This window comes from Streptomyces sp. RPA4-2, from assembly GCF_012273515.2.
Classification (GTDB): Bacteria; Actinomycetota; Actinomycetes; order Streptomycetales; family Streptomycetaceae; genus Streptomyces; species Streptomyces kaempferi.
The window spans coordinates 1099929-1125672 of record NZ_CP050975.2 but is presented as its reverse complement, the minus strand read 5'-3'; the positions used below and the strand labels follow the sequence as shown (position 1 = coordinate 1125672).

Genomic DNA, 25744 nt, shown 5'->3' with positions numbered 1-25744 from the left:
GGAGAGATCGTCTCGTGGGGTTCTATGCGCGGCGGGCGGTGCCGAAGCGGCGCTGGTAGGCCGCGGGGCTGATGGACAACTCCCGGGCGAAGACCCGCCGGAGACTCTCGTATCCGGGAAATCCGGCCAGGGCCGCCGCCCGCGTCGCGGTGTGGCCCTGGTCGAGCAGAGCCTTCGCGATGTCGAACCGGATCGACTCGACGTACCGGGCCGGTGTCGTGGACATCTCCTCCCGGAACAGCCGTGTCAGATGGCGTGAGCTGAGGTTGAGGTGCCGGGCGAGTTCATCGAGGGAGTGGTTGCCGCCAGGATCACCCCTCACCAGGTCGACAACGCTGCGCAGGGCCGGGGACCGGGGCGGGGGGCCCTGAAGGGGCGCGGAGAACTGTGACTGGCCACCCGCCCGTTGCAGATAGACCACCAGGGCGCGGGCGACGTCCCGGCTCAGGTCGGGGCCGTGGTCCTCCTCGACGAGTGCCAGCGCCAGATCGATGCCGGCGCTGACGCCCGCCGAGGTGTACGTGGTGCCGTCGCGAACGTAGATGGAGTCGGGTTCGACGCGGGTCTTCGGGCACCGGGCGGCGAGTTCCCCCGCGACCTTCCAGTGGGTGGTCGCACGCTTGCCGTCCAGGAGGCCCGCGGCACCGAGGACGAACGCCCCTGAGCAGACGGACGCCACCCGGCCGGAACGGACCGCCAGAGCCCCCGCGGCCTCGACCAGATCGCGTGTCACGGGCGTTCTCGGGTAGATGTCCCCGCCTGGCATCACGAACGTGTCGGGGGCAGGCTCGGAGGTGGGGTCGCCGTCGACGGCGACCCGTATGCCGATCGACGAGGCGACGTCGGCACCGGTCGTCGACACCAGGGCGACGCGGTAGTCGGCACCCAGTCTATTTGCTTCCGCGAATACTTCGGCGGGGCCGGCGACGTCCAGCAGTTTGACCCCGTCGTAGACGAGGATCACGACGCGGTGCGGGGCGAGGGTCACGGTCCCGTTCCTCCGGTGTCTGGATTCAAGTGGTTCATGGCCGTTCCGATGCGGCGGCCCCGGTCATGTGGTCGGCATCGTAGAAGGCGGAAGAAGAACCGGTCACTCGTCACACACCACATCGGAAAGCGTGGACATCATGAACGACATCATCGCAGAGGTGGAAATTCCCGAGACAGCGGCAGTGGCGGAAGCCACCGATTTCCTCAGGGAAACGACAGGGCCGCTCATCTTCCATCACTCCCGGCGTGTTTTCCTCTTCGCCAGCCTTCACGCTCGGAAGCTCGGCCTCCAGCCCGATCCGGAACTGCTCTACATCTCCGCCATGTTTCACGACACGGGCCTTGCGACCCCGTTCTCGGGCGAGGAGCAGCGCTTCGAACTCGACGGCGCCGACCACGCGCGCAAGTTCCTGCTCGATCGCGGGTTTCCCGCCGACGCCGCCGAGGTCGTCTGGACGACGATCGCGCTCCACACGACGCCGGGGATTCCCGGCCGGATGGGCCCGGAGACGGCGGCCATGAACTACGGCGTTCTCACCGACGTGGTGGGCTTCGGGCTGGACGGGCTGGACGGCGGCCAGGTGGAGGAGATCGTCGCCGCCCATCCGCGCGGAGAATTCAAGACGGAATTCCTCCAGGCATTTGTCGACGGGCTCAGGAACCGTCCCGACACCACATACGGGACCGTCAACTCGGACGTGCTCGAACACTTCGTACCCGGTTTCCGCCGCACGACCATGGTCGAGCGCATCATGGACGCGCCCTGGTCGAAGTGAATTCGAAGAAGCCGGGAGCAGGCCGATGGTCTTCTCCGCCGTCCACGTCGTCAGTTACGCCGCGCTCAGCCTGCCCGGCCGGCACCGAAACGAGAGAGGAACGTTGATGAAAGCCATCGTCGTCCGAGACCGCGACGCGGCCACCAGTGGCCTGACCTTGACGGACCTGCCCCATCCCCACGCCGCCGAGAACGACGTCATCGTGCGGGTGCATGCCGCGGGATTCACCCGCGGAGAGCTCGACTGGCCCGCGACCTGGTCCGATCGCGCCGGCCGCGACCGCACTCCGAGCGTGCCCGGACACGAGGTCTCGGGCGTCGTGGCGGAGCTCGGATACGGCACCACCGGTCTCACCGTCGGCCAGCGGGTCTACGGACTGACCGACTGGACCCGCAACGGCTCGCTGGCCGAGTACGTCGCCGTCGAGGCCCGCAACCTCGCCCCGCTGCCTGCCGACGTCGACCACACCTCGGCGGCCGCGCTGCCGATCTCCGGACTGACCGCCTGGCAGGGGCTGTTCGACCACGCGCGCGTCACGACCGGCCAGACCGTCCTGATCCACGGCGCGGCCGGCGGCGTCGGGTCGCTCGCGGTGCAGCTCGCACGCGAGGCGGGAGCCCGCGTGATCGGCACCGGCCGGTCCGCCGACCGGGAGACGGTCCTCGCGCTGGGCGCGCACGCGTTCCTGGACCTGGGGACCGATCGACTGGAGGAGGCCGACCAGGTCGACGTGGTGTTCGACGTGATCGGCGGTGACATCCTCGACCGCTCGGCCGCACTCGTACGCGCCGGCGGCACGCTCGTCACGATCACCCAGCCTCCTTCCGTCCGGCCCGAGGACGGGCGGGCGATCTTCTTCGTCGTGGAACCCGACCGCGCGCGCCTCACGGACCTCGCCCAGCGGCTCCGCGACGGAAGACTCGACGTACGGATCGGCGAGGTGCGGCCACTGACCGAGGCAGCCGCCGTCTTCGCCCCCGGGAGGCGCGTCCCGGGCCGGAGCATCATCCGGGTCACCGAGGGCTGAGGAGGGCCGAGGAGACACACGCGAGCCTCGGCACGGGTGCGGAAGCCGAAGGCGGTCAGTGGGTCAACCCGTCGCCCCCGGCCGCCCCGGCACCCGTACGGTGAAACACGCGCCGCCCTCAGGGCCGTGCCCCCGTGCCGTCACCGTACCGCCCAGACGCTGGGCGAGCCGGTGCACGATGGCCAGGCCGAGGCCGGTTCCGACCGGCCGGACGCCCTGATAGCGGGCGTGCAGGGTGCCGCGTTCGAAGGCGACCGCGGCGTCCTCGGGTGTCAGCCCGGGACCGCCGTCGCGGACCTGGAGCCGGGCACCGTCGCCGTCCGGGGTGAGGGCCAGCACCAGGGGCGCGCCCGCCGGGGTCACCCGCAGCGCGTTCTCCGCGAGGCCGTCGATCATCTGGCGCACCCGTACGCCGTCCGTCTCGACGGTCAGGGCACGGCCGGGCCGCTCGACCCGGAAGACCACACCGTGCCGCGCGCAGCGATCCGCCCAGACGGTGCCGGCTTTCCCGACCAGCGCGTCCAGATCCACCGGCCGGGTCTCGACACGGAAGTCGTCGGTCTCCAGATGGGCGAGGTCCAGCAGGTCCTGCACGAAGCGTTCGAGCCGCCGGGTCTCGCTGAGCAGGGTCTCGCCCACCATGGGGAGTTCCTGGGGTCCGACCACACCGTCGGCGAGCGCCTCCGCGTAGCCCAGGGTCGCGGTGAGCGGGGTGCGCAGCTCGTGCGAGACGGAGAGCAGGAACTCCCGCTGCCGGTTCTCGCTGTGCGCCAGCGCCTTGTCGAGGACGTTCAACGCGCCGGTGAGGTCCGTCAGTTCACGGGGTCCGCCCGGCGCGGCACGCAGCCCGCGCTCGCCTTCGGCCAGCCGCCGGGCGGTGGTCGCGGCCGCGGTGAGCGGCCGCGACAGACGCCGGGCCAGCAGCAGCCCGGCGAGGCCGCCGCCCACCAGACCGACCGCGAGCGGGAGCGGAAGCGCCCTGCGCATCCGGGCCACGCTGTCGTGGACGACGACGTACGGCTGGGTCAGCACGACGGCGCCGCCCCCGGGCGCGGGACGCCCCTCGACCAGGACGTGCGTGCCGTTCAGGGACGCCTCCGTGGACACCGCCTCGCCGCCGAGCAGCCTCGTCCGCGTCCGGTCGTCCACGGCCGCGGTCGCCGGACCCACCGTCTCCCCGCCGGGGACGACGACCGCGACCTGCTGTCCGTTGGAGCCCGCGAGCCGCTGCTCACGGTCGAGCAGGAGCTCCGAGAGGGCGGGCGTCCGGCTCAGCACCTCTGCCTGGCGGCCCAGTTGGTCGCGCTGCTGGGCCTCCGCGCCCGTGCGGACGAGATACCAGGCGGTGACGCCCGTGAGCACCACCGCGACCAGCGCTACCGCCGTCGTGACCAGGGTGATGCCGCGGGTGATCGGACCCGGCCGCCGCCACAGCCGGCCGCCGCCGTACCGGGGGACCCTCACCGCGCCGGATCCGCCGCGCTGTAGCCGACGCCCCGCACGGTCCGGATCGGGCTGGCGTCACCGAGCTTGGCGCGCAGTTGCGCGACATGGACGTCCACGGTCCGGCTGCCCCGGTAGTCGGCCTGCCCCCACACCTGGGCGAGGAGCTGCTCGCGGGGGAAGACCCGGCCGGGATGGCGCAGCAGATGGGCGAGCAGGTCGAACTCGGTGGCCGTCAGTTCCACGGGCCGTCCGTCGGCCTCGGCCGTGCGGCGCACGGGGTCGACCGCGACCCGGCCCACGCGCCGGGCCGCGGCTTCGGGTGGTCCGGCAGCGCGGCGCAGCACCGTCTTGACCCGGGCGACCAGTTCCCGGGGCGAGAAGGGTTTGGTGACGTAGTCGTCCGCGCCGAGTTCCAGACCGAGCACGCGGTCGGCCTCGTCGTCGCGTGCCGTGACCAGCAGCACCGGCGTCCAGTCGCCGTCCTCGCGCAGCCTGCGGCACACCTCGATCCCGTCCAGCCCTGGCAGCGCGATGTCGAGGACGACCGCCACGGGACGCAGTCGGCGCGCCGCCGCCAGTCCCGCCCTGCCGTCCGTCTCGACGTGCACACCGAAGCCCTCACGGGTCAGATAGAGCCGCTGGAGGTCGGCGATGTGCCGCTCGTCCTCGACGACCAGCACGAGGCCCTTGCTGTCCGGCATGCGGTGCTCCTCGTCCCCGCGCACCGGGAGCCGTGAGGGACTCGTGCGCGGGGGGATGCGTACGGGGGCCGTACGCGGGGGCGTACGGGACTGGCTGGACGACCGTGGGGCCGCAGGGGACTGGCAGTACGACCGTGGGGCCGTACGGGACTCGCCGTACGAGGGGTCGTACGGGAATTCGATGCTAGCCCGGCGGCGCCGGTACGCGGGCCCGTGGCCGCGCGCCCTGACATTCCTCGAACATTCCGCTGATGCACCGCTCACCTGGGGCTTCCATGATCCCGTCATGACTGCCTCCGCAGCTCCCGACACCGCACCTCCCGATCCGCCCCCCACCACGCCGTCCGGCGGGCTGCACCGCCTGGGCCGGTGGTGCGCCCGTCACGCCCGCCGGGTGATCGTCGCCTGGCTGCTCGTCCTGGTCGCCGCCTTCGCCGCCGACCGGGCCTGGGGCGGCACCTACGAGGACGAGTTCTCGCTGCCGGGCACGACCGCGCAGCGGGGCGCCGATCTGCTGGAGGAACACGGCAGCGATCTGCGGGGCGTCGGCGCGCAGATCGTCGTGAAGGCGGACGACGGGCTCGCCGCTCACCGGACGTCCCTCGACGCCGCGATGGCCGGGCTCGGCCGGCTGCCCGAGGTGCTCACGGTCGCCGGTCCGCTGACCACGCCGGGCGCGGTCTCCGCGGACGGCACGAGCGGCTACGCCACGGTCCGCTTCGCCGACAACCCGGCGACCTTCGACCGTTCGTACCTGGACGGGGTCGACCGGGCCGTCGCCGGCCTGCGCGCCGATCACGTGAGCGTGGACTACGGCGGGCCCCTCGGCCAGCTGGCCCGGCCCAAGGCCGCCGACGGACTGTCGGAGGCGATCGGCCTGGTGACCGCCGTGGTCGTGCTGCTGTTCGGCTTCGGCAGTGTCGCGGCGGCGGGCCTGCCCCTGGTCACCGCGGTCGCCGGACTCGCGGGCGGGGTGGCCGTCCTCGGACTCGTGGCCGCGGCCGTCACCTTCGGCGCCACCGCGCCCACCCTCGCCACGATGATGGGACTGGGCGTCGGTCTCGACTACGCGCTGTTCCTCACCACGCGCCACCGCGGACTGCTCGCGTCCGGGGCCGGCCCCCAGGAGGCGGCGGGGCGCGCCCTCGCCACCAGCGGGCGGGCCGTCCTGGTCGCGGCGGCGACGGTCGCCATGGCGCTCGCCGGCCTTTACGCCTCGGGTGTCTCGTTCATCGGCAGCCTGGGCGCCGCCGCCGGGATCACCGTGCTGGTCGCCGCGCTCGCCTCGCTCACCCTGACACCGGCGCTGCTCGGGCTGACGGGCGCGCGCGTCGACCGCTGGAGCGTGCGCCGGCCGGTGGCCGAGTCCGAGGGCGACGACGACACCTGGCGCCGCTGGGCCGCGACCGTCGGACGCAGGCCCTGGCTCTTCCTCGTCGTGGGCCTGCTGGTTCTCGGAGTCCTCGCGCTTCCCGTCGCCTCCATGCGGCTCGGTCACATCGACGCGGGCGCGAGCCCGACGGACTACACCGAGCGCCGGGCGTACGACGTGATCTCGGACGGGTTCGGCGCGGGCACCAACGGCCCGCTCACGGTGGTCGTCGCACTGGACGGGACCGGCGTGGACCGGGACGCGGTCGCCGCCGACGTGCGCGCCGCGCTCTCCGGCACCCCCGACGTCGTCACCGTCACCGGGCCGGTCGCCGCTGCGGACGGCGGCCTGCTCACCGCCACGGTCGTGCCCCGCCGGGGACCGGAGGACGCGACCACCACCGCCCTGGTGCACCGGCTGGAGGACCAGGTGCTGCCGCGGGCACTCGACGGCACCGGGGCGCACGCCTACGTCACCGGCACCACCGCCGTCCAGATCGCGTTCCGCGACACCCTGGTGGAGCGGCTGCCGTGGGTCGTGGGGGTGGTCGTCGCCGCGGCGTTCGTCCTGCTGCTCTGCGTATTCCGCAGTCTCCTCGTGGCCCTCAAGGCCGCCGTGCTCAACCTGCTGTCGATCGGCGCGGCCTACGGTGTGGTGGTCGCCGTCTTCCCATGGGGCTGGGGCGGTGCCCTGTTCGGTGTGACCGAGCCCGTGCCCGTCGAGTCGTTCGTCCCGATGATGATGTTCGCCATCGTCTTCGGGCTCTCGATGGACTACGAGATCTTCCTGCTCTCGCGCATCCGTGAGATGTGGCTCGAGACCGGTGACAACGACGCGAGCGTGGCCGGCGGACTGGCCGCCACCGCGCGGGTCATCAGCTGCGCGGCGATCGTCATGACCAGCGTGTTCCTCGCCTTCCTGCTCTCCACCGACGTGGTGATCAAGATGATGGCGCTCGGGCTCGGCGTGAGCGTGGTCATCGACGCCACGATCGTGCGGCTGCTGCTCGTCCCGGCCACCATGTACCTGTTCGGCAGGGCCAATTGGTGGCTCCCGCGTCCCCTGGACCGCATCCTGCCGCGCCTGGACCCCGAGGGGACGGCTGTGGTCCGGCGGCCGGAATCCGCCGCGGTCCGTGGGACGGAGACGACCGTATGAGGCGCCGTACCGTGACCGCCCTGGCCTGCGTGGGCGTCCTGGTCGCCCTTCCGGTGGGCGGTGAACTGCTCGCCCGCGCCGAGCTTCAGCACCGCATCCGTTCCGCGATGGCGTCCCGGGTGCCGGACGGAGATCTCGAGATCGGGCTCTCGTCCCGGCCCGCGCTCCTCCAACTCGTCGACAAAAGGCTGCCGTTCGTCGAGGTGGACGGAGCGCACGCGCGGATCGGCCGGATTCAAGACGCCTCGTTCCACGCCCGGCTGGAGGGCGTACGGCTGACCGGCGGCGGTGCCGAACGCGCCGAGGTGGCCTCGGCGCGGGTGACGGTGCTGGTCCCGTCGAGTGCCGTGGCCGGCCTGGCCGGGGACTCCGGCGGCCTGCCGGTCACCGGAGTGCGTACCGACCCCGACCGGGACACCCTGACGCTGCTGATCGGGCAGGGCGGCCTGGGAAGCGTGACCGTCCGGCCCGAGACCGTGGGCGGACGCGTCGGGATGACGGTGACCTCGGTCGAGATCATGGGCAGGCCCGCCCCCGACGCCATGGCGCGACGGATCCGCGACGCGGTCGCACAGCGGGCCGACCCCGAGGAGTATCCGCTGGGGCTGCGCGCCACCTCGGCGCGGGTCGAGGAGGACGGTATCCACGTCCGCCTCAAGTCGGACGGGCCCGCCACGCCGAGCCGTGCCGGCTGAGCGGCCACCCGGGAACACCGGCCCCGAACGGGGTGACCGACCGGCACGCGACGCCGAGCCGGCCACCCCGTACGGCCCGGGACGCGGCTGTCCGACCGCCAGGGGTACCCGGCGCGGGACCCGTTGGCGCCGGGCTGGGTCAGCCGGCCGCCGGCAGCGTGAACTCGTAGACGAGCGCGTCCTGTTGCGCCTCCACGACGAGGTCGGTGATCTCCAGGGGCCGGTCGTACTGGTCGTGCACGCGCCGGGTCACCAGCACGGACTGGGGGAGCCGGGTGATCGCGTCCCGGTGATGCAGGGTCAGCCCGGCCCGGCGCATCCAGTCGTAGGCCCGCCGCAGTTGCGCAGAGGCGGTGCCGTCCGCGCGGTCGCGGTAGCGGGCGAGTTCCTCCACCTCCGTCACCGCGACCGCTGAGAAGGAGGTGACGGCCGTACGCAGCCCGCTGCCGTCCGCCGCGGCCGACTCGTAGCGGTGCACGAGGGTCGGGCGGCGCGGCGCGAGCCCCAGGGCCAGGGCGTGCTCGGGCGAAGGCGCCTCCCAGGTCACCCGCGCGTGCCGGACGCCGCATGGTTCCCGGGTGTGCGCGCCGACCGGGAAGTCCAGCGAGGGGATGTGCTCGGCGTGACTGCCGGGGAGTGTCGCGTGGCTGCCTCGGCGGTCGGTGGAGACCAGCCCGGCCAGCCGCAACTGCTGGAGTGCCTGGCGTACGGTCTCCCGGCTGACCCCGAACCTGGTCGCCAACTCCCGCTCACCCGGCAGGCGTTCGCCGGGCGGAACGGTGCCGTCGCGCAGTTCACCGAGGAGCTGGGTGGCGATCCGCGAGTACCGGGTCTCCTGGCCGGAGGGGTGGATGTCCTGCGCGGGCCGGTCGGACGGACGGATGTCGGACGGGTGGCTGGTGCGGGCCATGTCCGCGCCTCCTGCGTGGTGACTAGACGTAGCCGTGCGGGCTCATTGCGCGACCAGATCTAGCATTGGTCTAAACCACGAGGGAAGGGCGGCCGGGAGGTTCGGCCGATTTCAGACCGCGCGCTCGTGGCGGTTCCGGCGTGCTCACAGGGCGCCGTAGAGGGCGTCCACGAGCGCCATCTTCCTTGGGTCGTCGGCGATGTGCGGCCCCATGCGGTTCATGACGTACCCCAGGGAGAGCGCCGCCTCGGGGTCGGCGAGACCGCAGGAGCCGCCGAAGCCGTCATGTCCGAAAGCCCTCGGGTTGGGTCCGTACGAGGCGTTGGCCCCGCTCAGCCACAGCCCGAGCCCGGCCTGCGTCTCGTGCTCGAACCCGGCACCCAGGACCAGGTCCCGGCAGCTTCCCTGTCCCTCGCGCACCCGCTCGGCGGCCTCCGGCGAGAGCACCTGCCGGGAGCCGTGCGCCCCGCGCCCGGCGAAGATCCCGTACAGCGCGGCGATCGCCCGAGCCGTGCCGTGACCGTTCGCGGCCGGGATCTCGGCCGCCCGCCAGCGCGCGGTGTTGGCCTCGGCGGCGCCGACCAGCGGATTGGTCAGTGCGGCCACCGCCGCGGGCGCCAACTGGGCGAAGACCGCCGCCTGTTCACTGCTCGACGCGGCCGGCGGATGCACCAGCTCGGCCACTCGCCCGACCTCCTTCTCGGGCAGTCCGACGGTGAAGTCGATCCCGAGCGGGCCGGTCACCTCCCGCTCCAGGAAGGCGCCCGGCAGCAGCCCGGACACCCGCCGCACCACCTCGCCGACCAGATGGCCGAATGTGAGCGCGTGATAGCCGGACCGCGTCCCCGGCTCCCACCAGGGCTGCTGGGCCGCGAGCCGGCCGACGGTCAGCTCCCAGTCGCAGAGCTGCTCGAACGTGTGCGGCTCGCGCAACCCCGCCAGCCCCGCCCGGTGCGACAGCAGATGCCGTACGAGAACGGCCTCCTTGCCCGCCGCCGCGAACTCCGGCCAGTACGCGGCCACCGGCGCGTCGAGGTCGAGCAGCCCGCGATCGGCCAGGATGTGCGCGCACAGTGCGGTCGGGCCCTTCGACGTCGACCACACGTTGACGAGCGTCTCGCGCTCCCAGGGGCGGGTGCCTCCCGCATCGGCCCAGCCGCCCCACAGATCCACCACCGTCTCGCCACCGAGAATGACGGTCACCGCCGCGCCCAGTTCGCCGCGGTCCCGGAAGTTCTCCTCGAACGCCGTGCGAACCGCCGTGAAGCGTGCGTCGCAGTGGCCCCGGACATCGGGCGCGGGCTGGGACATGGAGACCTCCGTCATCCGTAGGGACACCGGACCCGAACATACCGACTGGTCGGACCGGGTGGAAGTGGCCGCACCGCATCCGTCCTCCGCCAGGCCGCGGCGAACCTCCCGCCGCGTGGTGCGGTGTCCGCCCTCCCGTCATCACGGGCTCTTCCGGATGTTACCCAACACCCCTACGCTGCACGTCGGTTGACCACCGATGCGGGAGAGGCAGGGGGAACATGCGCAGACATGTGAGGGTGTTGACACGTACGGGGATCGCGGTGGCGACGGCGGGAGCCATCGCCCTGACCACGTCCCCCGGGGCGAGCGCCGCGGATCTCTCGTACTCCTCCAGCACCTCGGTGGGTGTCCACAACTCCTACGACAAGGCGAAGTACCCCTACTTCGCCGACGCGCTGGACTCCGGCGCCGGGATGCTCGAACTCGACGTGTGGACCAACGTGTTCGGGGCCTCCTGGCGCGTCTCGCACAGCAACCCGATCGGCAACGACAACAACTGCGAGAACGCGGCGAACGCCTCCGAGCTGCGCAACAAGTCCGTCAACCGCGATCTCCCCGGCTGCCTCTCCGACATCCGTGCGTGGCACGACGCGCACCCGGGGCACCGGCCGATCCAGCTGAAGATCGAGATGAAGGACGGCTTCGCGGCCAACATCGGCCGCGGACCCACCCAGTTGGACGCCCTGCTGACGGCGAAACTCGGCGACGCGCTGCTGCGCCCCGCCGACGTCGTGGGCTCCCATCCCGACCTCGACTCGGCCGTCCAGGCGGACGGCTGGCCCGCCCGTTCGGCGCTCGCGGGCAAGTTCGTCGTCGAACTCATTCCCGGCACCGTCGAGGAGAGCAACCCCCTCGACTCGCTCTGGACGGACCGCGAGTACGCCACCCACCTCCGTGACCTCGCCGCCGCCGGCCGGCTGCGCGAGGCGTCCGCCTTCCCCGCCGTCCACGGCGCGACCGCGGGCGACCCGCGCACCCGCTACACCGACACGACCATCCGCCCCTGGTTCGTGATGTACGACGGCGACGCCGCCGCCTACGCGGGCGGCACGATCGACACGGCCTGGTACGACGAGCGCCACTACCTCGTCGTCATGACCGACGCCCAGAACGTGCCGCCCGCCATCGACGGCACCAACCCCACCCAGGCCCAGGCGCAGGAACGCGTCGCCCTCCTCGCCGCGCGGCACGCCAGCGTGGTGTCGGCGGACTGGTACCCCCTGCCCGCCGTGCTCGCGACGGTCGTACCGCGCGGAACGGCGGGATGAACTCCCGCTAGAGGTGCGAGGGGAGCCACTCGAGCTGGGCCGCCTCCTGGTAAGGACCCCCGCCCTCGTGGTCGTTGAAGTCGTAGACCTCGATCGTCTTCTCCTCGTGGCCCCAGGCGTTGAACGCGGCGAAGACCGTGGACGGCGGGCAGGTCTGGTCCTCCAGACCTGCCGAGAAGAGCGCCGGGGCGCTGCCGCGCGCCGCGAAGTGCACGCCGTCGAAGTAGGAGAGGGTGCGCCGGACGTCGTCGGCACGGCCGCGGTGGGTCTTGAGGTAGCTGCCGATCTCCCGGTAGGGATGCCGGTCGGTCAGTGTCGTCGCGCGCGGGAAGTCGCACAGGAACGGCACATCGGGAGCGATCGCGGCCAGGTCGGGGACGAGACCGCCCACCGCGATCGTGATGCCGCCGCCCTGGCTCGCGCCGACGGCCGCCGTGCGCGCCGGGTCGACCAGCGGGTGCGAGCGGACCGCCTCCACCGCGCGCACCCCGTCGGTGAACACCCGGCGGTAGTAGTAGTTCTCGGGCGCGTCGATACCGCGGGTCATGTAGCCGGGGTAGGCGGGCGCGCTGCCCACCGGGTCCGGGGTCTCTCCGCCGCCCCAGGCGCTGCCCTGGCCCCGCGTGTCCATCACGAAGTGCGCGAAGCCCGCCGAGGCCCACAGCAGATGCGTGTGGGGGAGGCCGCGGCCGCCGCCGTACCCGACGAACTCGACGACCGCGGGCAGCGGCGCGTCGGCCCCGGCCGGCAGGGTGAGCCAGCCCTTGACCGGGTGCCCGCCGAACCCGGCGTACGTGACGTCGTACACCTCGACGGTCCTGAGGCGGGTCTCGACGGGCTCGAACCGGGCGTCCAGGCCGTGTTCACGCGTCTCCTGGAGGGTCTTGGCCCAGAAGTCGTCGAAGTCCTCGGGCTCGGCCGAGGCGCTGCGGTACTCGCGGAGCTCGTCGAGGGGGAGGTCGAACAGGGCCATGAAGGACCACCTTTGAAGACGTCGCGGCTGCGGATGATCACACCGTACGTGGGCCGCCGGAAGGCCGCCATGCCTGGTTCCGCGTCCGCCCACGCCCCGGTGGCGCGGGCCACCGGCCCTTCTGCCCCGCGTCCGGTCGCCCATGCCCGGAAGGGGCCGCGCACGTCAGGGCGTGTATCGCCGCCATTCCGGCCCGGTGCGTTCCCAGTCCCGCTCCCACTCGGCGAGGCGGCGGCTTGCCGAGGCCCGCCGTCCGGCGAAGTGGACGCCCATGACGACGGTCCCGGCGGCCCCGGCGGTGAACAGGCCCGCCATCAGGGTGTGTTGCCAGACCGTGGACGCGTTCATCGGTGGGCCGACCCGGCGGCCGCCGGAGTCCAGCCAGATGCGGGTGTGCTCACCCCGCCGGGCTCCCGCGGGGACCTGGGCCAGGCCGGTGCGCGAGTCCCCGCCCGGCTCGGTCCAGCGCACCCTCACCGGGCACGAGGGCTGTCGTCCGGTCGGTGAGGGCACGGCGGGGGGCGCGTCCTCGACGACCATGGCGGTCACCAGGTGCCGCTCGGCCCGCTGCGTGGCGGCCCGCGCCCGCGCGTCGTCGTACACCCGCCATCCCACGGCCACCCCGGCCAGCGGCGCGCCGACGACCAGCAGCACGACGACGGCCAGCAGCGCCCACGCCTCCAAGACGTCACAACGGCGGCGCAACGGACTGCGGCGCCAGCGCCAGCCGCGTACCCGCGTACGCATCGTCACCTCCCTGCCCCGCTCCACCCTTTTCACGGCGCACCGCGTACGGCCGCGAGCGTCCACGGAGAATCCGTACGGTGATTCTGCCGCCGTACGAATGATCCGCACCCCCTGTGGAACCCGCGAACCACTTCGTGCGGCCAAACAGGAGCCACCATGACGCATTCCCGCCCAGCAGCACTCGACGCCCAGTGGCGCGCCACCAACTCCGGCCCGCGGCAAGGGAGGAGGCGATGAGTACCGGCACACGCTCCATCACCGTCGGTATCGACGGCTCGCCGACCAGTCTCGACGCGGCCGACTGGGCCGCCAGGGAGGCACGTCGCCGTCGGCTCCCCCTGCGGTTGTTGCACGCGGGGACCGGGTCGGCCGTCTCCGGCCGGGTCCCGGACGTCGACGTCCCCGCGGGGCGCACCCGCACCGCACTCGACCGGGCGGCCATCCAGCTCTCCTACGCGCACCCGGCGTTGGACATCATCGCCCGGCGCACCGGGACACCCGCGGTGCAGGCCCTGCTGGCCGCCGCCGCGGACACGGAGACCCTGGTCGTCGGTTCACGCGGCTCCACCGGGTTCGCGGGCTTCGAAGTCGGTTCGGTCGCCCTCGCCGTCACGGCCCGTGCCGCACGTCCGGTCGTGGTGGTGCGCGCGGGTGAACTCCCCGAGGACGAAAGGACACCCGTCACCGACGGTTCACCGCCCGACTCGGCTCCCTACCTGCCGGTGGTGCTGGGACTCGACGTGGACCGGCCGGCCGACGACCTGATCCGCTACGCCTTCGACACGGCCGCCTTCCGTTCGGCGCCGCTGCACGTGGTGCACGCGTGGACCCGGTGCGACCCGTACGCCCGCGCGGCCCGTGGGCCCCGGCCCGAGGACACGGCCGAGCGCGGGGACGGCGAGGGCCGGGGGCTGGCCGGCACCCTCCAGCCGTGGCGCCGCAGGTTCCCCGGGACGACGGTCCGCGAGCATGTCGTCCAAGGGCACCCCGGACCGCACCTCCTGAGGGCGTCCGCACGGGCCGGCCTGCTGGTCGTGGGGCGCGAGGCGGGCACCGGCCCGGGCCGCTCCGTGCGCTCGCTGATCCGGCACGCCCCGTGCGCGGTGGCGGTGGTTCCGCACGGCTGACAGGGCACCCGGGCGTCGGACCGGCGGCCGGACCGCGGCACGTGATGCGCCTGGACCCCCGATGCGCCTGGACCCCCGATGCCCCTGGACCGCTTGACGCGCCCTGACCTCGCTGGGCGACGTGCCCGGTTCAGCCGAAGCGCTCGATGCGGATCCGGTCCACGGGCTGCCCCGCCTCCACCAGCAGCCGCGACGCGTGTTCGGCGAACCCGTTGGAGCCGCACACATAGGCCTCCCACCCACCAGGAGGCTGTGCTGCCAGGAGTGGTGCCACATGCGCGGCCGCCAGACGTCCGACGGCCACACCCTCCGGGGCGCCACGGGTGAAGACGGCCGTCGTCTCCGCGCCGTACTCCCGCGCGTAGATCAGCTCCTCGGGGCTGCGCGTGGAGACGAGCAGCCGCAACGGCACGTCCAGTCCCCGCAGCCGGTGGTGGCGCAGCATCGACATCAGCGGTACGACACCGGAGCCGGCGCCGACGAGCAGCGCCGGCCGGTCGCCGGGCCAGGCGAAGAACCCGCTGAGCGGGCCCCGGACCTCGACCGTGTCCCCCGGCGCGGCCACGGTGTGGAACCAGCCGGAGACCTCACCCCCCTCGACATGGTCGAGGGTGAGCTCGATGTGCCCGGTGTCGTCGGGCGGCGACGCGATGGAGTAGTGGCGCTGCGCCACATAGCCGTCCGCGGCGGTCAGCCGCAGCATCAGGTGCTGGCCGGGCAGGTGCCCCGGCCAGCCCGGTACCGCGAACCGGAAGGTGGTGGCGTGCGGTGTCTCCCGGCGGATGTCGGTGATCGTGGCCTCGCGCCAGGTGGCGGCGGTCTGGCCGCTCACGGCGATCCGCCCCGGCACGGCGAAGCTCGTGACGGGGACGAAGGCGCCCGTGGCCGGGGGCTCGAGGGGCTTCGCGGGTACGAGGCCGCTCGGCGAGGCGGTCGTGTCAGTCACCGGAGTAGCGCTGCTCCTCCCAGGGATTGCCGCGTGCGTGGTAGCCGTTCTGCTCCCAGAAGCCCGGCTCGTCGTGGTCCAGGAGCCGCAGGCCCGCGATCCACTTGGCGCTCTTCCAGAAGTACAGGTGCGGCACGATCAGCCGCGCCGGGCCACCGTGCTCGGCGGGCAGCGGCTTCCCCTCGTACTCCCAGGCGATCCAGGCACGGCCGCCGGTGAGGTCGGTGAGCGGGAGGTTCGTGGTGTACCCGGTGTGCGAGTAGGCGACCACATGGGTGGCGCCTCCATGGGGGCGCACCCGCTCCAGGAACGCGTCGAGGGAGACGCCGCCGAAGCGCACCCCGAACTTCGACCAGCTCGTCACACAGTGGATGTCGCCCTCGTACGCCGAGGCGGGCAACGCGTGCGCCTGCTCCCAGTCCCAGGTGCGCGGCTCGGCCACCAGACCGTCGATCCGGAAGGTCCAGTCGGTGGCCGCGAGCGCGGGCGTGACCTCGGCGGACAGCACGGGCCAGTCGTCGCCCGCGTCGTACTGGCCGGGTGGCAGCCCGGTGTGGTGGACGCGCGGGCGTCCGGCGAAACCTCGGGTGACGTTCATGGGACTGGTTGCCTCCAGGCCGCCCGGTGCGACGGCCCGCAGATCGAGCGGGATCGGTGCGCACGCGTTCCCCGGCGCGTGCGCCTTCCACCGTACGTGGCCCGCGGCCGTGCTCCGTCCCCGGGCGAGGCCGCGAATCATTGCGGACGGATGAACGCTGCCGAGGTCGGGGAATAGCCGCGGCGTGATCGTCCTTGCCCCCATGCCGACCCCGGTGCGCCCCCGCCACCGGTGACAGCGAGGGAGAGCGAGGAAGCAGGATGCCCAAGGCGTACGTCTTCACCCGGTACGGCGGCCCCGAGGCCGAGGCCCTGGTGGAACAGGACCGGCCGAGCCCGGGAGCCGGCCAGGTACTCGTCGCCGTCCGCGCGGCGGGTGTGAACCCCGTCGACTGGAAGCAGCGGACGGGCTACCGGCGCCCCGGCGCCGCGGCCCGCGAGCTTCCGGCCGTCTTCGGCAACGAGGTCGCGGGAGTGGTCGAGGAGACCGGCCCCGACGTGACCGGGTTCGCGGTGGGGGACGAGGTCTTCGGCAACCCGGTGACCGGCGGATACGCCGACTACGCCCTGCTGCCCACGACGGTGACCGCCCACAAGCCCGCCGCGCTGTCGTTCACGGACGCGGCGACGCTGCCCGTCGCGGCGGCGACGGCGTACGACGCGATCCACCAGCTCGGCCTGCCCTCCGGCGCGACCGTGCTGATCACCGGCGCGGGCGGCGGTGTGGGCGTCGCGGCCGCGCAGATCGCGCACGTGCTCGGACTGCGCGTGGTGGGGGTCGCGAGCGACGGCAAGAAGGACTTCGTCGAGTCGCTCGGCGCCGTGCACGTCCCGTCCGGACCCGGCCTGGCCGAGCGGGTGGCGGCGGCGGCGCCGGACGGTGTGGACGGTGTCCTCGACCTCGTCGGCGGCGAGGTGCTGGAGGCCGCGGCGACCCTGCTGGCCGACCGGACGAAGCTGATCACCGGCGCCGACCGGGAGACGGTCGCGCGGCTCGGCGGAGCGGGCGTCGAGCGGGCCCGCACGGCCGCCGTCCTCGACGAGGTGGCGCGGCTCGTGGTCGACGGCCGGCTCCGGCCCTTCGTGACCGGGACCTTCCCGCTGGACCGGGCCGCCGAGGCGCTGCGCACGGTCGAGGACGGCCATGCGCGCGGCAAGATCGTGATCGAGGTCGCCCGATGAACGACGCCCGTACCGCGGCCGCGCACCCGCTGGACAACCCCGCCCTCGGTTCGCTGACCGGCCCGCACGCCCACTTCGCCGAACGCCGCGGCCGCGTCCTGCGCTACGCCGTCGACGTATCCCCGTGGCTGGCCCTGCCCGACGTCCCCGACGCGGACGACTGGGCGGACCTCGCGGCCCTCGTGGGTCCGGGCGGCGAGGCTCCGCTGGCCGGGTTCAACGGGTCGACGCCGGACGGCTGGGAGCTGACCTTCAGCATCGACGGCGTCCAGCTCGTCGACGCCGGGCTCGCCGCGGCGCCGGACGCCGAAGCGGTACGGCTCGGCTCCGCCGACGTACCGGAGATGCTCGACCTGGTGGAGCGCACCAGGCCCGGCCCCTTCCTGGCGCGCACCGTCGAACTCGGCACCTACCTCGGGATCCGCCGGGGCGGTGCGCTGATCGCCATGGCGGGGGAGCGGTTGCACCCGCCGGGCTGGACCGAGATCAGCGCGGTCTGCACCGACCCGGACTTCCGCGGCCAGGGCCTGGCCTCCCGGCTGATCCTCGCCGTCGCGCACGGGATACGCGAGCGGGGCGAGACGCCGTTCCTGCACACCGCGGCCGAGAACACCGGCGCGATCCGTCTCTACGAGTCCCTGGGCTTCGAACTGCGGCGCACGACCCGCTTCCTGGCCGCGCGGGTACCCGAACACCTGGCGGACGGGCAGACCGTGGGAGCCCGCTGACGACCGGGGCCGTGGGCGTCGGGCGGCGCACGGGGGTCGCCCGGCGCCCGGACGGCGGCGGGAGGCGCCTTGAGGGCACCTCCCGCCGGAGGACTCGTCAGCTCTCCCGCGCCTTCCTGGCGGACGCCCCGGACGTGGTGTTGTACCGCACCAGATACGCGGCGAACCGCTCCAGGTCCTCTGCCGGCCAGTCCGCGAGCCGCTCGCGGAAGGCGATCCGCCGGCTCTCCGTGACCTGGGCGAGGATCCGGGTGCCCGCCTCCGTCAGCTGCAGTACCTGTACCCGGTGGTCGTCCGGGTCGAGCCGCCGCTCGACGAGCCCGGCCCGTTCCAGCACCGCCACCTGACGGCTCACCGTGGACTTGTCCAGCGCGTAGTGCGCGGCCAGGTCGGTCGCACGGCAGCCGCCGCTCTCCTCCAGGTGGCCGAGCAGGGTGTACGAGACGAGCGACAGCTCCGGGTGCATGCGCCCGGCCGAGGCCCTGGCGCGCCGGGCGAAGGCCGTCATCTCGCGCTGGATGGTCTCGACGGCCGCCGCACCGGTGGTGACGACGGTCTCATCGGGCCCTTCGGCTGCCTTCATGGGACCTCCCTCGCTCTTCTGGTTGTATAGTACAACTTGATGGATGGTTGTATATGCCAATCAAAGGAGGTTCCGTGGTCACCGGACTGCGCTCACCGGCCCTGCGCCATGTGCTCACGCACCTGGTCACCCCGCTGCTGATGTGTCTCGGCATGGGGCTGGCCTATATGGGTGCGTTCGTCACGCCCGAGCCGCACCATCTCCCGGTGGCCGTCGTGGGCTCCGGTGCCGAGACGAAGGTGTTCGCCCAGACCGTCAAGGACGCGGCGGGGGGCAAGCTCGACGTACGGACCGTGGCGACGCGCGCCGAGGCGGTCGGTCTGCTCAGGTCCCGTGACATCACGGGCGCCTATGTGCCGGGGGCCGGGTCACCCGAACTCGTGGTCGCCACCGCCGCGTCCGACATGGGCGCCACGGCTGTCGAGAGGGTCTTCACACCGGTCGCCGCCCGGCAGGGCGAGGTGCTGAAGGTCACCGACGTCGCCCCGACCGTCGCCGACGACCCCACGGGCCAGGGCCTGTTCTTCCTCCTGATCGCGCTGAGCATCGGGTCCTACGCGTCCGTCGCCGCGCTCGGCGCCGCCGGCGCGGAGCTGCCGCTGCGCATACGGGCCCTGCTGGCCGTCGGGGTCTCGGCGGTGGTGGGCGCCATCGGCGCGTTGCTCGCCGGACCCGTGTTCCATCTCGCGCACCACGACCTCGCGAGCCTGTGGGGCGTGGCCTGGCTCTACTCGGCGGGCATCCTCTTCATCGGCGTCGGCCTCCACACGTTCCTCAAGCGGTGGACCACCCTCGCCATGATGGTGCTCTTCGTGATGCTCAACTTCACCAGCTCCGGGGGTCTGTTCCGGCCCGAGCTGCAGAACGGCTTCTTCGGCGCGCTGCACTCCTTCTGGAACGGTGCCGGCTTCGTCGAGGGCATCCGCAGCCTCCTCTACTTCGGCCGGGACGGACTGTCCGGCGACATCGGGACGTTGGTCGTCTGGCTGGTCGTCGGTCTGCTGGTCACGGCCGTCGCCGGTGCCGTCGAGCGCGGGCGCGCCCGGAAAGCCGTACGGGAGGAGCCGGCGCTCGTTCCGCCGGAGGAGCCAGAACGGCCCGGCGGCTCGCGGGAGCGGGAGCGGGAGGCGGCACGGGAACGGGAGGCCGCGGAGGAGCTGGAGGAGTCGGTCGTCGTCTGACGGTTCCTGTAAAGTGACCGTCCCGGCTGTGGAACGCCCCAGCCCAGGAGTTGCCGAGGAGGTGGGACCCATTACCGCCAGTTCAGGTCGGGTGCTCTCACCTCGGGTCGACGCGGCTCAGCGCCGGTAGGCGACCGCGAGAGCGCCCTTCGGCTCACCGAAAGGCTCTCGGCTTCGATGCCTTCCCCATCCGATCCCGTTGTCTCCGCTCTCCGTGCCGCGGGCTGTGTCTTCGCCGAGGACGAGGCGGAGTTGATACGCTCCACCGCCCGCACCCCGGACGAGGTCACCGCCATGGTGGACCGGCGCGTCTCGGGCCTTCCCCTCGAACACGTCCTCGGCTGGGCCGGGTTCCACGGTCTGCGCATCGCAGTGGAACCGGGCGTGTTCGTGCCGCGCCGCCGTACCGAGTTCCTCGTGGACCAGGCTGTCGCCCTGGCGCGGAACGTCTCCGTGGTCGTGGATCTGTGCTGCGGCTCGGGCGCGGTCGGCGCCGCGCTGGCCGCGTCCCTCGGCGGACCCGAACTGCACGCCGCCGACATCGACCCGGCCGCGGTCCGCTGCGCCCGCCGTAACGTCGCGCCCTTCGGGGGCCGGGTCCACCAGGGTGACCTGTACGCGGCTCTGCCCGACATCCTGCGCGGTCGCGTCGACGTCCTCGCCGCCAACGTGCCGTACGTGCCCACGGACGAGGTCGGTCTGCTGCCGCCGGAGGCCCGCGACCACGAGCCGCTCACCGCCCTCGACGGTGGCGCGGACGGCCTCGACATCCTGCGCCGGGTGGCCGACGAGGCGCCCCGCTGGCTCGCCCCCGGCGGCAGCCTCCTGGTCGAGACGAGCGAACCCCAGGCGCCCCTGGCCGTGGAGGCCTTCGCGCGCAGCGGTCTGATCGCCGGACTGGCCGTCTCCGACGAGCTGTACGCCAACGTCGTGATCGGCACCATGCCCTGAGCGGCAGGCGCCGGGCGGCCGACCCCGGCCGTCCGGCATGCCGCTTTCGGCCCTGGATCGTCATCCTGCCCCGGGCGCGCCACCCCACTGTGGCCGACCGGAGGCGGGAGACGGAGGCCCGGCCGTGACGTTCGGACCGGCCTCGAGCCCCGCCCGCTCCTCGGCGGTCAGTCCGATCCCGTCCCGGTCCAAGTGGGCGAAGCGGTGCCGGATCTCCCGGCGGCCGAACGCCGGGCCGTTCTTCCCGAACTCCGCGCCGAACTCGTCGCCCGGGTGGCCCTCGGCTGACCGGCCCGGAGTGACCCTCCTCATTATGCAACTAGTTGCACAAGGCGCGTTCCGTCGTCTACAACAGACGTACGACACCGCGTACGGAGGGCCCGATGAGCCGTTACCCGCACCTGCTGAACCCGCTCGACCTGGGATTCACCACGCTGCCCAACCGCGTCCTCATGGGCTCCATGCACGTGGGGCTCGAGGAGGCCGAGCGAGGCTTCGAGCGGATGGCGGAGTTCTACGCCACCCGGGCCCGCGGCGGTGTCGGTCTCATGGTCACCGGTGGCATCGCGCCCAACGACGCGGGACGGCCCTACGAGGGCGGCGCGAAGCTGACCACCGAGGCCGAGGCCGACGAGCACGCCGGGATCACCGCCGCGGTGCACCGCGAGGGCGGGAAGATCGCGATGCAGATCCTGCATTTCGGGCGGTACGCATACCACCAGGACCTGGTCGCGCCCAGCGCCCTGCAGGCACCGATCAGTCCCTTCACGCCGCACGCGCTCACCGACGCCGAGGTCGAGCAGACGATCGACGACTACGCGCGCGCCGCCCGGCTCGCGCAGCGGGCCGGCTACGACGGCGTCGAGATCATGGGCTCCGAGGGCTACCTGATCAACGAGTTCATCGCCGTCCAGACCAACCGTCGTGAGGACCGCTGGGGCGGCTCCTACGAGAACCGGATGCGCTTCCCCGTCGAGATCGTCCGCCGGGTGCGCGAGGCCGTCGGCGAGAACTTCATCATCATCTACCGCCTTTCGATGCTGGACCTGGTGCCGGGCGGCTCCTCACTGGACGAGGTGATCGCACTCGCCCGGGCCGTGGAGGCCGCCGGAGCCACGATCATCAACACCGGCATCGGCTGGCACGAGGCCCGTATCCCCACCATCGCCACCTCCGTGCCGCGCGGCGCGTACGCCTGGGTGACCAAGAAGGTGATGGGCTCCGTCTCCGTCCCGCTCGTGACCACCAACCGCATCAACACCCCAGAGATCGCCGAGCAGTTGCTCGCGGACGGCCACGCCGACATGGTGTCGCTCGCCCGGCCGATGCTCGCCGACCCCGACTTCGTCGCCAAGGCGGCGGCCGGGCAGCCGGAGGCCATCAACACCTGCATCGGCTGCAACCAGGCCTGTCTCGACCACACCTTCAGCGGCCGGATCACCTCGTGCCTGGTCAACCCGCGGGCCTGCCACGAGACCGAACTGGTCCTCGCCCCGACCCGGCTGCGCAAGCGGGTGGCCGTGGTGGGCGCGGGCCCCGCCGGACTGGCCTGCGCGGTCTCCGCGGCCGAGCGCGGCCACGACGTCACGCTCTACGACGCCGCCGGCGAGATCGGCGGCCAGCTGAAGGTGGCCCGCAAGGTCCCCGGCAAGCAGGAGTTCGACGAGACGATCCGGTACTTCCGCACCCAACTCGAACGGCACGGCGTGGACGTGCGGTTGAACACCCGCGTCGCCTCCGGGGACGTGTCCGGCTACGACGAGGTGGTGGTCGCCACCGGCGTACGTCCGCGTACGCCCGAGATACCCGGCGTCGACCACCCCAGTGTCGTCGGCTACCTCGACGTCCTGCGGGGCGAGGCCCCCGTCGGCGACCGCGTCGCGATCCTCGGTGCCGGCGGCATCGGCTTCGACGTCGCCGAGTACCTGACCGACGGCGGCGACAAGGCGAGCGAGGACCCGGCGACGTACTTCCGCAACTGGGGTGTCGACATGGACTACCGCGCCCCCGGCGGCCTCGGCACGCCCGAGCGGTCCGCACCGCCGCGTACCGTCCACCTGTTGCAGCGCAAGGCCTCCAAGGTCGGCGCCGGACTCGGCAAGACCACGGGCTGGATCCACCGCACCGAGCTCAAGCACCGAGGCGTCACCATGGTTCCCGGTGTCCGGTACGACCGTATCGACGACGCCGGGCTGCACGTCACCGTCGACGGCGCGGGCCAGGTGCTGGAGGTCGACACCATCGTGCTGTGCACCGGGCAGGAGCCCCGCCGTGACCTGTACGAGGAGCTGTCCGCCGCGGGGCACAGCGTGCATCTGATCGGCGGTGCCGACGTGGCCGCCGAGCTGGACGCCAAGCGGGCCATCAAGCAGGGCACGGAGCTGGCGGCGGCGCTGTAGACCCCGGGCACCGACGACAGCGAGGGCCGTCCCCGTGGGCGGCCCTCCCTAGGATGAACCCATGTCACTCCCGCACGCGATCCTCACCGCCCTGCTCGAAAGGCCCTCGTCGGGACTCGAACTCACCAGGCGGTTCGACAAGTCGATCGGCTACTTCTGGTCGGCGACGCATCAGCAGATCTATCGCGAGCTGGGAAAGCTGGAGTCCGAGGGGTACATCCGCGCCCTGCCGTCCGCGCAGCCGGCCCGGGGACAGAAGAAGAGCTACGAAGTGCTGCCGGCGGGCCGCGACGAGCTGGCCCGCTGGACCGCCGTCACCCAGGACCCCAAGCCCCTGCGGGACACGATGCTGCTGCGGCTGCGGGCCTCGGCCGTCGTCGGCACGGCGGGCATCGAGACCGACCTGCGTCGCCATCTCGCGCTTCACCAGCGGCAGTTGGTGGAGTACGAGGAGATCGAGGAGCGGGACTTCCCACCCGGCAGGAACGCTCCCCAGGACCGGCTGCGGCATTTGGTGCTGCGGGCCGGTATCGACCTGGAGACCTTCTGGACGCAGTGGCTGAGCCATGCGCTGGAGGAGTTCGGGCACCTGGGTGACCCGTCCGCGCCGCGGGAGGAGACGAGCCCGGGGCCCGCATCGGACGCGCCCGAGGAGGAGCGGTCCGCGTCGGACTGACGTGAGGTGGAGCGGTCCGCGTCGGGTTGACGTGAGGTGGAGCGGTCCGCGTCGGACGGGTGGCCGTGGGGGTGACGGACCGGAGTGTCAGCGCCGGTGGGGCTCGGACCTGCGGCGCAGGAACCAGGCCGTCGCCACGACACCCGTGGTCACCAGGACCCCGCCGGCCACCGTGGTCGCCGTGCTGTGGTCCGTGGCCGCCCCGCCGAGACCACCCAGTACCCCGCGCGTCGGCGCGGCCGAATGCGGGACGGTGGGTGCCGACGACGCAAGGGGCGCAGAAGACGCAGGGGACGCCGCGGACGGCGCGGACGGCGAAGTCGCCGAGGGTGCGGCGGACGCCGACGGCGCCGATGGCGAGGGGACGACCACGGCCCGGGTGCCCGCCGTCCGGCCGTCCTGGCAGAGCACGATGACGGTGTACGTGCCGGCACCGACGTTCGACCACACCGCCGACTGACCCGCGCTCGTCCCGGACAGCGACATCTGTCGCCCCTGGGAGAAGTTCGACTGCCCGCTGGAGAGCAGGGAGGCGCTGCCGAAACCGCCGTCCACGCTCCGGCAGGCACTGGTGGTGACCGTGACCTTGGAACCGCTGGTGCTCACGGAGATGCCCGAAGCCGCGGCGACGGTGGTCGCCGTGGCCAGGGTCAGCGGAAGCGCGGCGACGGCCAGGGCCGCCCCTGAGCGGCGGAAATCCCGAGTAGTGCGCATTGGACTGTCCTCCGGCGGCACGGTTGGCGGGACGTCCGATGCGCCGCCGGGGAAGGGAAAGGCCCGTGCTGCCCCGGGACGAGCCAACGTGCCTCCGGGCGGGCCCGCATGCGGACGGGACCGGGCAGGTGACGAATTCCTTCGTCCGGCGGACGGGCGCCCTCGTCAGCGGCCGTCCCGAACGAGCGGCCGCCCGTCGTCCACCCGTCTCCGCCACCTGTCACCCGTCACGCCCCGCACGTCAGCCCCCGTCCGTCGTCACGGACCGTTCCACCGAGAACCCGCCCCAGGTCCCGTCCGGCAGTTTCGCCCGCAGCCGCACCCGGTAGGCGACCCCGGCGTCCCGGCCGACGTAGAAGCTGTACGTGGACCTGCCACGGGGAGGCGTGCCGCCCCAGACGAGCGAGGTCGCCTGGTGGCCGTCCAGATCGATCCGGTACTCCGTGATCACCCCGTCCGTGCGGGGCGGGATCCAGGACAGGTCCAGGTAGTAGGCGCCGTCCGTGCGGTGGGCGCTGACGCGGAAGCCGGTCGGCGCGGTGCCCCGGCCGTCGCCCGCGCCCGGTTCGGTGGCCAGCCGTACGGCGGCGCTCGCGGGGGAGAGGTTGTCGGCCGCGTCACGTGCCCTGACGGTGAAGGAGTAGTCGGTGCCGGGGCGCAGCCCGGTCACCACCGTCGCGGTCTGTGCGCCGCCGACGCTGTGGACCTTCGAGCCGCCCTGGTAGATGTCGTACGAGGCCACGCCCCGGGCGTCCGTGGACGGCGACCACTCCAACTGCGCCGCCCGGCTCCCGATCGCCTTGCCGCGCGGCCGTCCGGGGCGGCTCGGCGCAACGCGGTCGGCGGCGACCGCGGCCGGTGTGGTGGCGTGGACCTCGGCGCTCGGCGGTCCGGGGTTCCCGTCGGAGTCCAGGGCCCGGACGGTGAAGGCATAGGTCGTGGACGGAGCGAGTCTGGTGACGTCCACCATGTGCTCCGCGCCGGGCACCCGGTCGACCTTGGTGGTGCCGCGATATACCTCATAGGCGGTGACCTCCGGTTTTCCGGAGACCCGGTTCCACATCACGTGCACGCTGGTCGAACTGCCCGCCGCCGCCGTGACCCCCATCGGGGCCGGGGGCAGTGGTACGCCGGGGCTGTCCGCACCCCCGGCGCACGAGGTCAGGACGAACAGTGAGCCGCACACCAACGCCGGGAAAACGCGTCGCACGGGTCTGCCTTCCCTCGACGGGATTGGTCTGTACCTATAAGACACGGCTGACGCGGCCACATCAAGAGGACGG

Annotated in this window: 25 protein-coding genes; 12 read left to right on the top strand and 13 right to left on the bottom strand. The window is 72.9% G+C overall.

Annotated features, from left to right (window positions below; translation table 11 throughout):
• Positions 1-22 precede the first annotated feature (22 nt).
• Positions 23-988: a GlxA family transcriptional regulator gene (locus HEP85_RS04550; RefSeq protein ID WP_168526404.1), complete on the bottom strand. Its 966-nt coding sequence runs from the start codon at positions 986-988 to the stop codon at positions 23-25.
• Between the two features lie 139 nt (positions 989-1127).
• Here HEP85_RS04550 and HEP85_RS04545 point away from each other — a divergent pair, with 139 nt between their 5' ends.
• Both HEP85_RS04545 and HEP85_RS04540 read left to right on the top strand, forming a co-directional pair.
• Complete coding sequence (locus tag HEP85_RS04545) at positions 1128-1766, top strand: HD domain-containing protein (protein ID WP_168526402.1); 639 nt, start codon at positions 1128-1130, stop codon at positions 1764-1766.
• A gap of 106 nt (positions 1767-1872) precedes the next feature.
• On the top strand, positions 1873-2793 hold the full coding sequence (locus HEP85_RS04540; RefSeq protein WP_168526400.1) for an NADP-dependent oxidoreductase: 921 nt from the start codon (positions 1873-1875) through the stop codon (positions 2791-2793).
• Positions 2794-2856: 63 nt separating this feature from the next.
• Here HEP85_RS04540 and HEP85_RS04535 read toward each other — a convergent pair whose 3' ends face one another.
• Complete coding sequence (locus HEP85_RS04535) at positions 2857-4257, bottom strand: HAMP domain-containing sensor histidine kinase (protein WP_168526398.1); 1401 nt, start codon at positions 4255-4257, stop codon at positions 2857-2859.
• On the bottom strand, positions 4254-4940 hold the full coding sequence (locus tag HEP85_RS04530; RefSeq protein ID WP_168526396.1) for a response regulator transcription factor: 687 nt from the start codon (positions 4938-4940) through the stop codon (positions 4254-4256). Before HEP85_RS04530 ends, HEP85_RS04535 begins: the two co-directional genes overlap by 4 nt.
• Before the next feature lie 286 nt (positions 4941-5226).
• Between HEP85_RS04530 and HEP85_RS04525 the strand changes: the two genes are divergently transcribed.
• On the top strand, positions 5227-7470 hold the full coding sequence (locus tag HEP85_RS04525) for an MMPL family transporter (protein ID WP_369657589.1): 2244 nt from the start codon (positions 5227-5229) through the stop codon (positions 7468-7470).
• A complete protein-coding gene (locus tag HEP85_RS04520; protein ID WP_168526392.1) occupies positions 7467-8165 on the top strand; it encodes a DUF2993 domain-containing protein in 699 nt (232 codons plus the stop codon). Before HEP85_RS04525 ends, HEP85_RS04520 begins: the two co-directional genes overlap by 4 nt.
• A gap of 139 nt (positions 8166-8304) precedes the next feature.
• Here the strand turns inward: HEP85_RS04520 and HEP85_RS04515 are convergent, their stop codons facing one another.
• Together HEP85_RS04515 and HEP85_RS04510 are read right to left on the bottom strand one after the other, a co-directional pair.
• Positions 8305-9075, bottom strand: a complete 771-nt coding sequence (locus HEP85_RS04515) for a GntR family transcriptional regulator (RefSeq protein ID WP_329285329.1) — start codon at positions 9073-9075, stop codon at positions 8305-8307.
• A gap of 144 nt (positions 9076-9219) precedes the next feature.
• Positions 9220-10386 (bottom strand): serine hydrolase domain-containing protein, encoded by a 1167-nt coding sequence (locus tag HEP85_RS04510; RefSeq protein ID WP_168526390.1) that lies wholly within the window; start codon positions 10384-10386, stop codon positions 9220-9222.
• Positions 10387-10625: 239 nt separating this feature from the next.
• Between HEP85_RS04510 and HEP85_RS04505 the strand changes: the two genes are divergently transcribed.
• On the top strand, positions 10626-11657 hold the full coding sequence (locus HEP85_RS04505; protein WP_248002447.1) for a phosphatidylinositol-specific phospholipase C domain-containing protein: 1032 nt from the start codon (positions 10626-10628) through the stop codon (positions 11655-11657).
• Between the two features lie 7 nt (positions 11658-11664).
• Here HEP85_RS04505 and HEP85_RS04500 read toward each other — a convergent pair whose 3' ends face one another.
• Together HEP85_RS04500 and HEP85_RS04495 are read right to left on the bottom strand one after the other, a co-directional pair.
• Positions 11665-12630 (bottom strand): acetylxylan esterase, encoded by a 966-nt coding sequence (locus HEP85_RS04500; RefSeq protein ID WP_168526386.1) that lies wholly within the window; start codon positions 12628-12630, stop codon positions 11665-11667.
• A gap of 165 nt (positions 12631-12795) precedes the next feature.
• A complete protein-coding gene (locus HEP85_RS04495; RefSeq protein ID WP_168526384.1) occupies positions 12796-13377 on the bottom strand; it encodes a hypothetical protein in 582 nt (193 codons plus the stop codon).
• A gap of 233 nt (positions 13378-13610) precedes the next feature.
• Here HEP85_RS04495 and HEP85_RS04490 point away from each other — a divergent pair, with 233 nt between their 5' ends.
• Positions 13611-14504: a universal stress protein gene (locus HEP85_RS04490; protein ID WP_329525509.1), complete on the top strand. Its 894-nt coding sequence runs from the start codon at positions 13611-13613 to the stop codon at positions 14502-14504.
• 130 nt (positions 14505-14634) lie between these two features.
• Here HEP85_RS04490 and HEP85_RS04485 read toward each other — a convergent pair whose 3' ends face one another.
• Together HEP85_RS04485 and HEP85_RS04480 are read right to left on the bottom strand one after the other, a co-directional pair.
• Positions 14635-15354 (bottom strand): ferredoxin reductase, encoded by a 720-nt coding sequence (locus HEP85_RS04485; protein WP_168533331.1) that lies wholly within the window; start codon positions 15352-15354, stop codon positions 14635-14637.
• An 88-nt stretch (positions 15355-15442) separates the two neighbouring features.
• Positions 15443-16048 (bottom strand): sulfite oxidase-like oxidoreductase, encoded by a 606-nt coding sequence (locus HEP85_RS04480; RefSeq protein WP_168526382.1) that lies wholly within the window; start codon positions 16046-16048, stop codon positions 15443-15445.
• 260 nt (positions 16049-16308) lie between these two features.
• Between HEP85_RS04480 and HEP85_RS04475 the strand changes: the two genes are divergently transcribed.
• Both HEP85_RS04475 and HEP85_RS04470 read left to right on the top strand, forming a co-directional pair.
• Positions 16309-17229 (top strand): NADP-dependent oxidoreductase, encoded by a 921-nt coding sequence (locus HEP85_RS04475; RefSeq protein WP_329285313.1) that lies wholly within the window; start codon positions 16309-16311, stop codon positions 17227-17229.
• Positions 17226-17957 carry a GNAT family N-acetyltransferase gene (locus HEP85_RS04470; RefSeq protein ID WP_168526379.1) on the top strand — a complete coding sequence of 244 codons (732 nt, stop codon included), beginning with the start codon at positions 17226-17228 and terminating at the stop codon, positions 17955-17957. Before HEP85_RS04475 ends, HEP85_RS04470 begins: the two co-directional genes overlap by 4 nt.
• A 97-nt stretch (positions 17958-18054) precedes the next feature.
• Here the strand turns inward: HEP85_RS04470 and HEP85_RS04465 are convergent, their stop codons facing one another.
• The gene (locus tag HEP85_RS04465) at positions 18055-18540 is read right to left on the bottom strand and encodes a MarR family winged helix-turn-helix transcriptional regulator (protein ID WP_168526377.1); all 486 of its coding nucleotides are present in this window, start codon (positions 18538-18540) and stop codon (positions 18055-18057) included.
• A gap of 140 nt (positions 18541-18680) precedes the next feature.
• Here HEP85_RS04465 and HEP85_RS04460 point away from each other — a divergent pair, with 140 nt between their 5' ends.
• Entirely contained in the window at positions 18681-19721 is a 1041-nt protein-coding gene (locus HEP85_RS04460) for a hypothetical protein (protein ID WP_248002446.1), read from the top strand.
• 177 nt (positions 19722-19898) lie between these two features.
• Entirely contained in the window at positions 19899-20672 is a 774-nt protein-coding gene (locus tag HEP85_RS04455) for a putative protein N(5)-glutamine methyltransferase (protein ID WP_168526375.1), read from the top strand.
• Between the two features lie 60 nt (positions 20673-20732).
• Here the strand turns inward: HEP85_RS04455 and HEP85_RS04450 are convergent, their stop codons facing one another.
• A complete protein-coding gene (locus HEP85_RS04450) occupies positions 20733-20984 on the bottom strand; it encodes a hypothetical protein (protein WP_369657588.1) in 252 nt (83 codons plus the stop codon).
• A gap of 71 nt (positions 20985-21055) precedes the next feature.
• On the opposite strand from HEP85_RS04450, the gene HEP85_RS04445 reads away from it, so the two are divergent.
• Both HEP85_RS04445 and HEP85_RS04440 read left to right on the top strand, forming a co-directional pair.
• Complete coding sequence (locus tag HEP85_RS04445) at positions 21056-23071, top strand: NADPH-dependent 2,4-dienoyl-CoA reductase (RefSeq protein ID WP_168526373.1); 2016 nt, start codon at positions 21056-21058, stop codon at positions 23069-23071.
• A gap of 61 nt (positions 23072-23132) precedes the next feature.
• Entirely contained in the window at positions 23133-23747 is a 615-nt protein-coding gene (locus tag HEP85_RS04440) for a PadR family transcriptional regulator (protein ID WP_168526371.1), read from the top strand.
• A gap of 87 nt (positions 23748-23834) precedes the next feature.
• Here HEP85_RS04440 and HEP85_RS04435 read toward each other — a convergent pair whose 3' ends face one another.
• Both HEP85_RS04435 and HEP85_RS04430 read right to left on the bottom strand, forming a co-directional pair.
• Positions 23835-24461: a hypothetical protein gene (locus tag HEP85_RS04435; protein ID WP_168526369.1), complete on the bottom strand. Its 627-nt coding sequence runs from the start codon at positions 24459-24461 to the stop codon at positions 23835-23837.
• A 241-nt stretch (positions 24462-24702) separates the two neighbouring features.
• The gene (locus HEP85_RS04430) at positions 24703-25671 is read right to left on the bottom strand and encodes a fibronectin type III domain-containing protein (RefSeq protein ID WP_248001829.1); all 969 of its coding nucleotides are present in this window, start codon (positions 25669-25671) and stop codon (positions 24703-24705) included.
• Positions 25672-25744 lie beyond the last annotated feature (73 nt).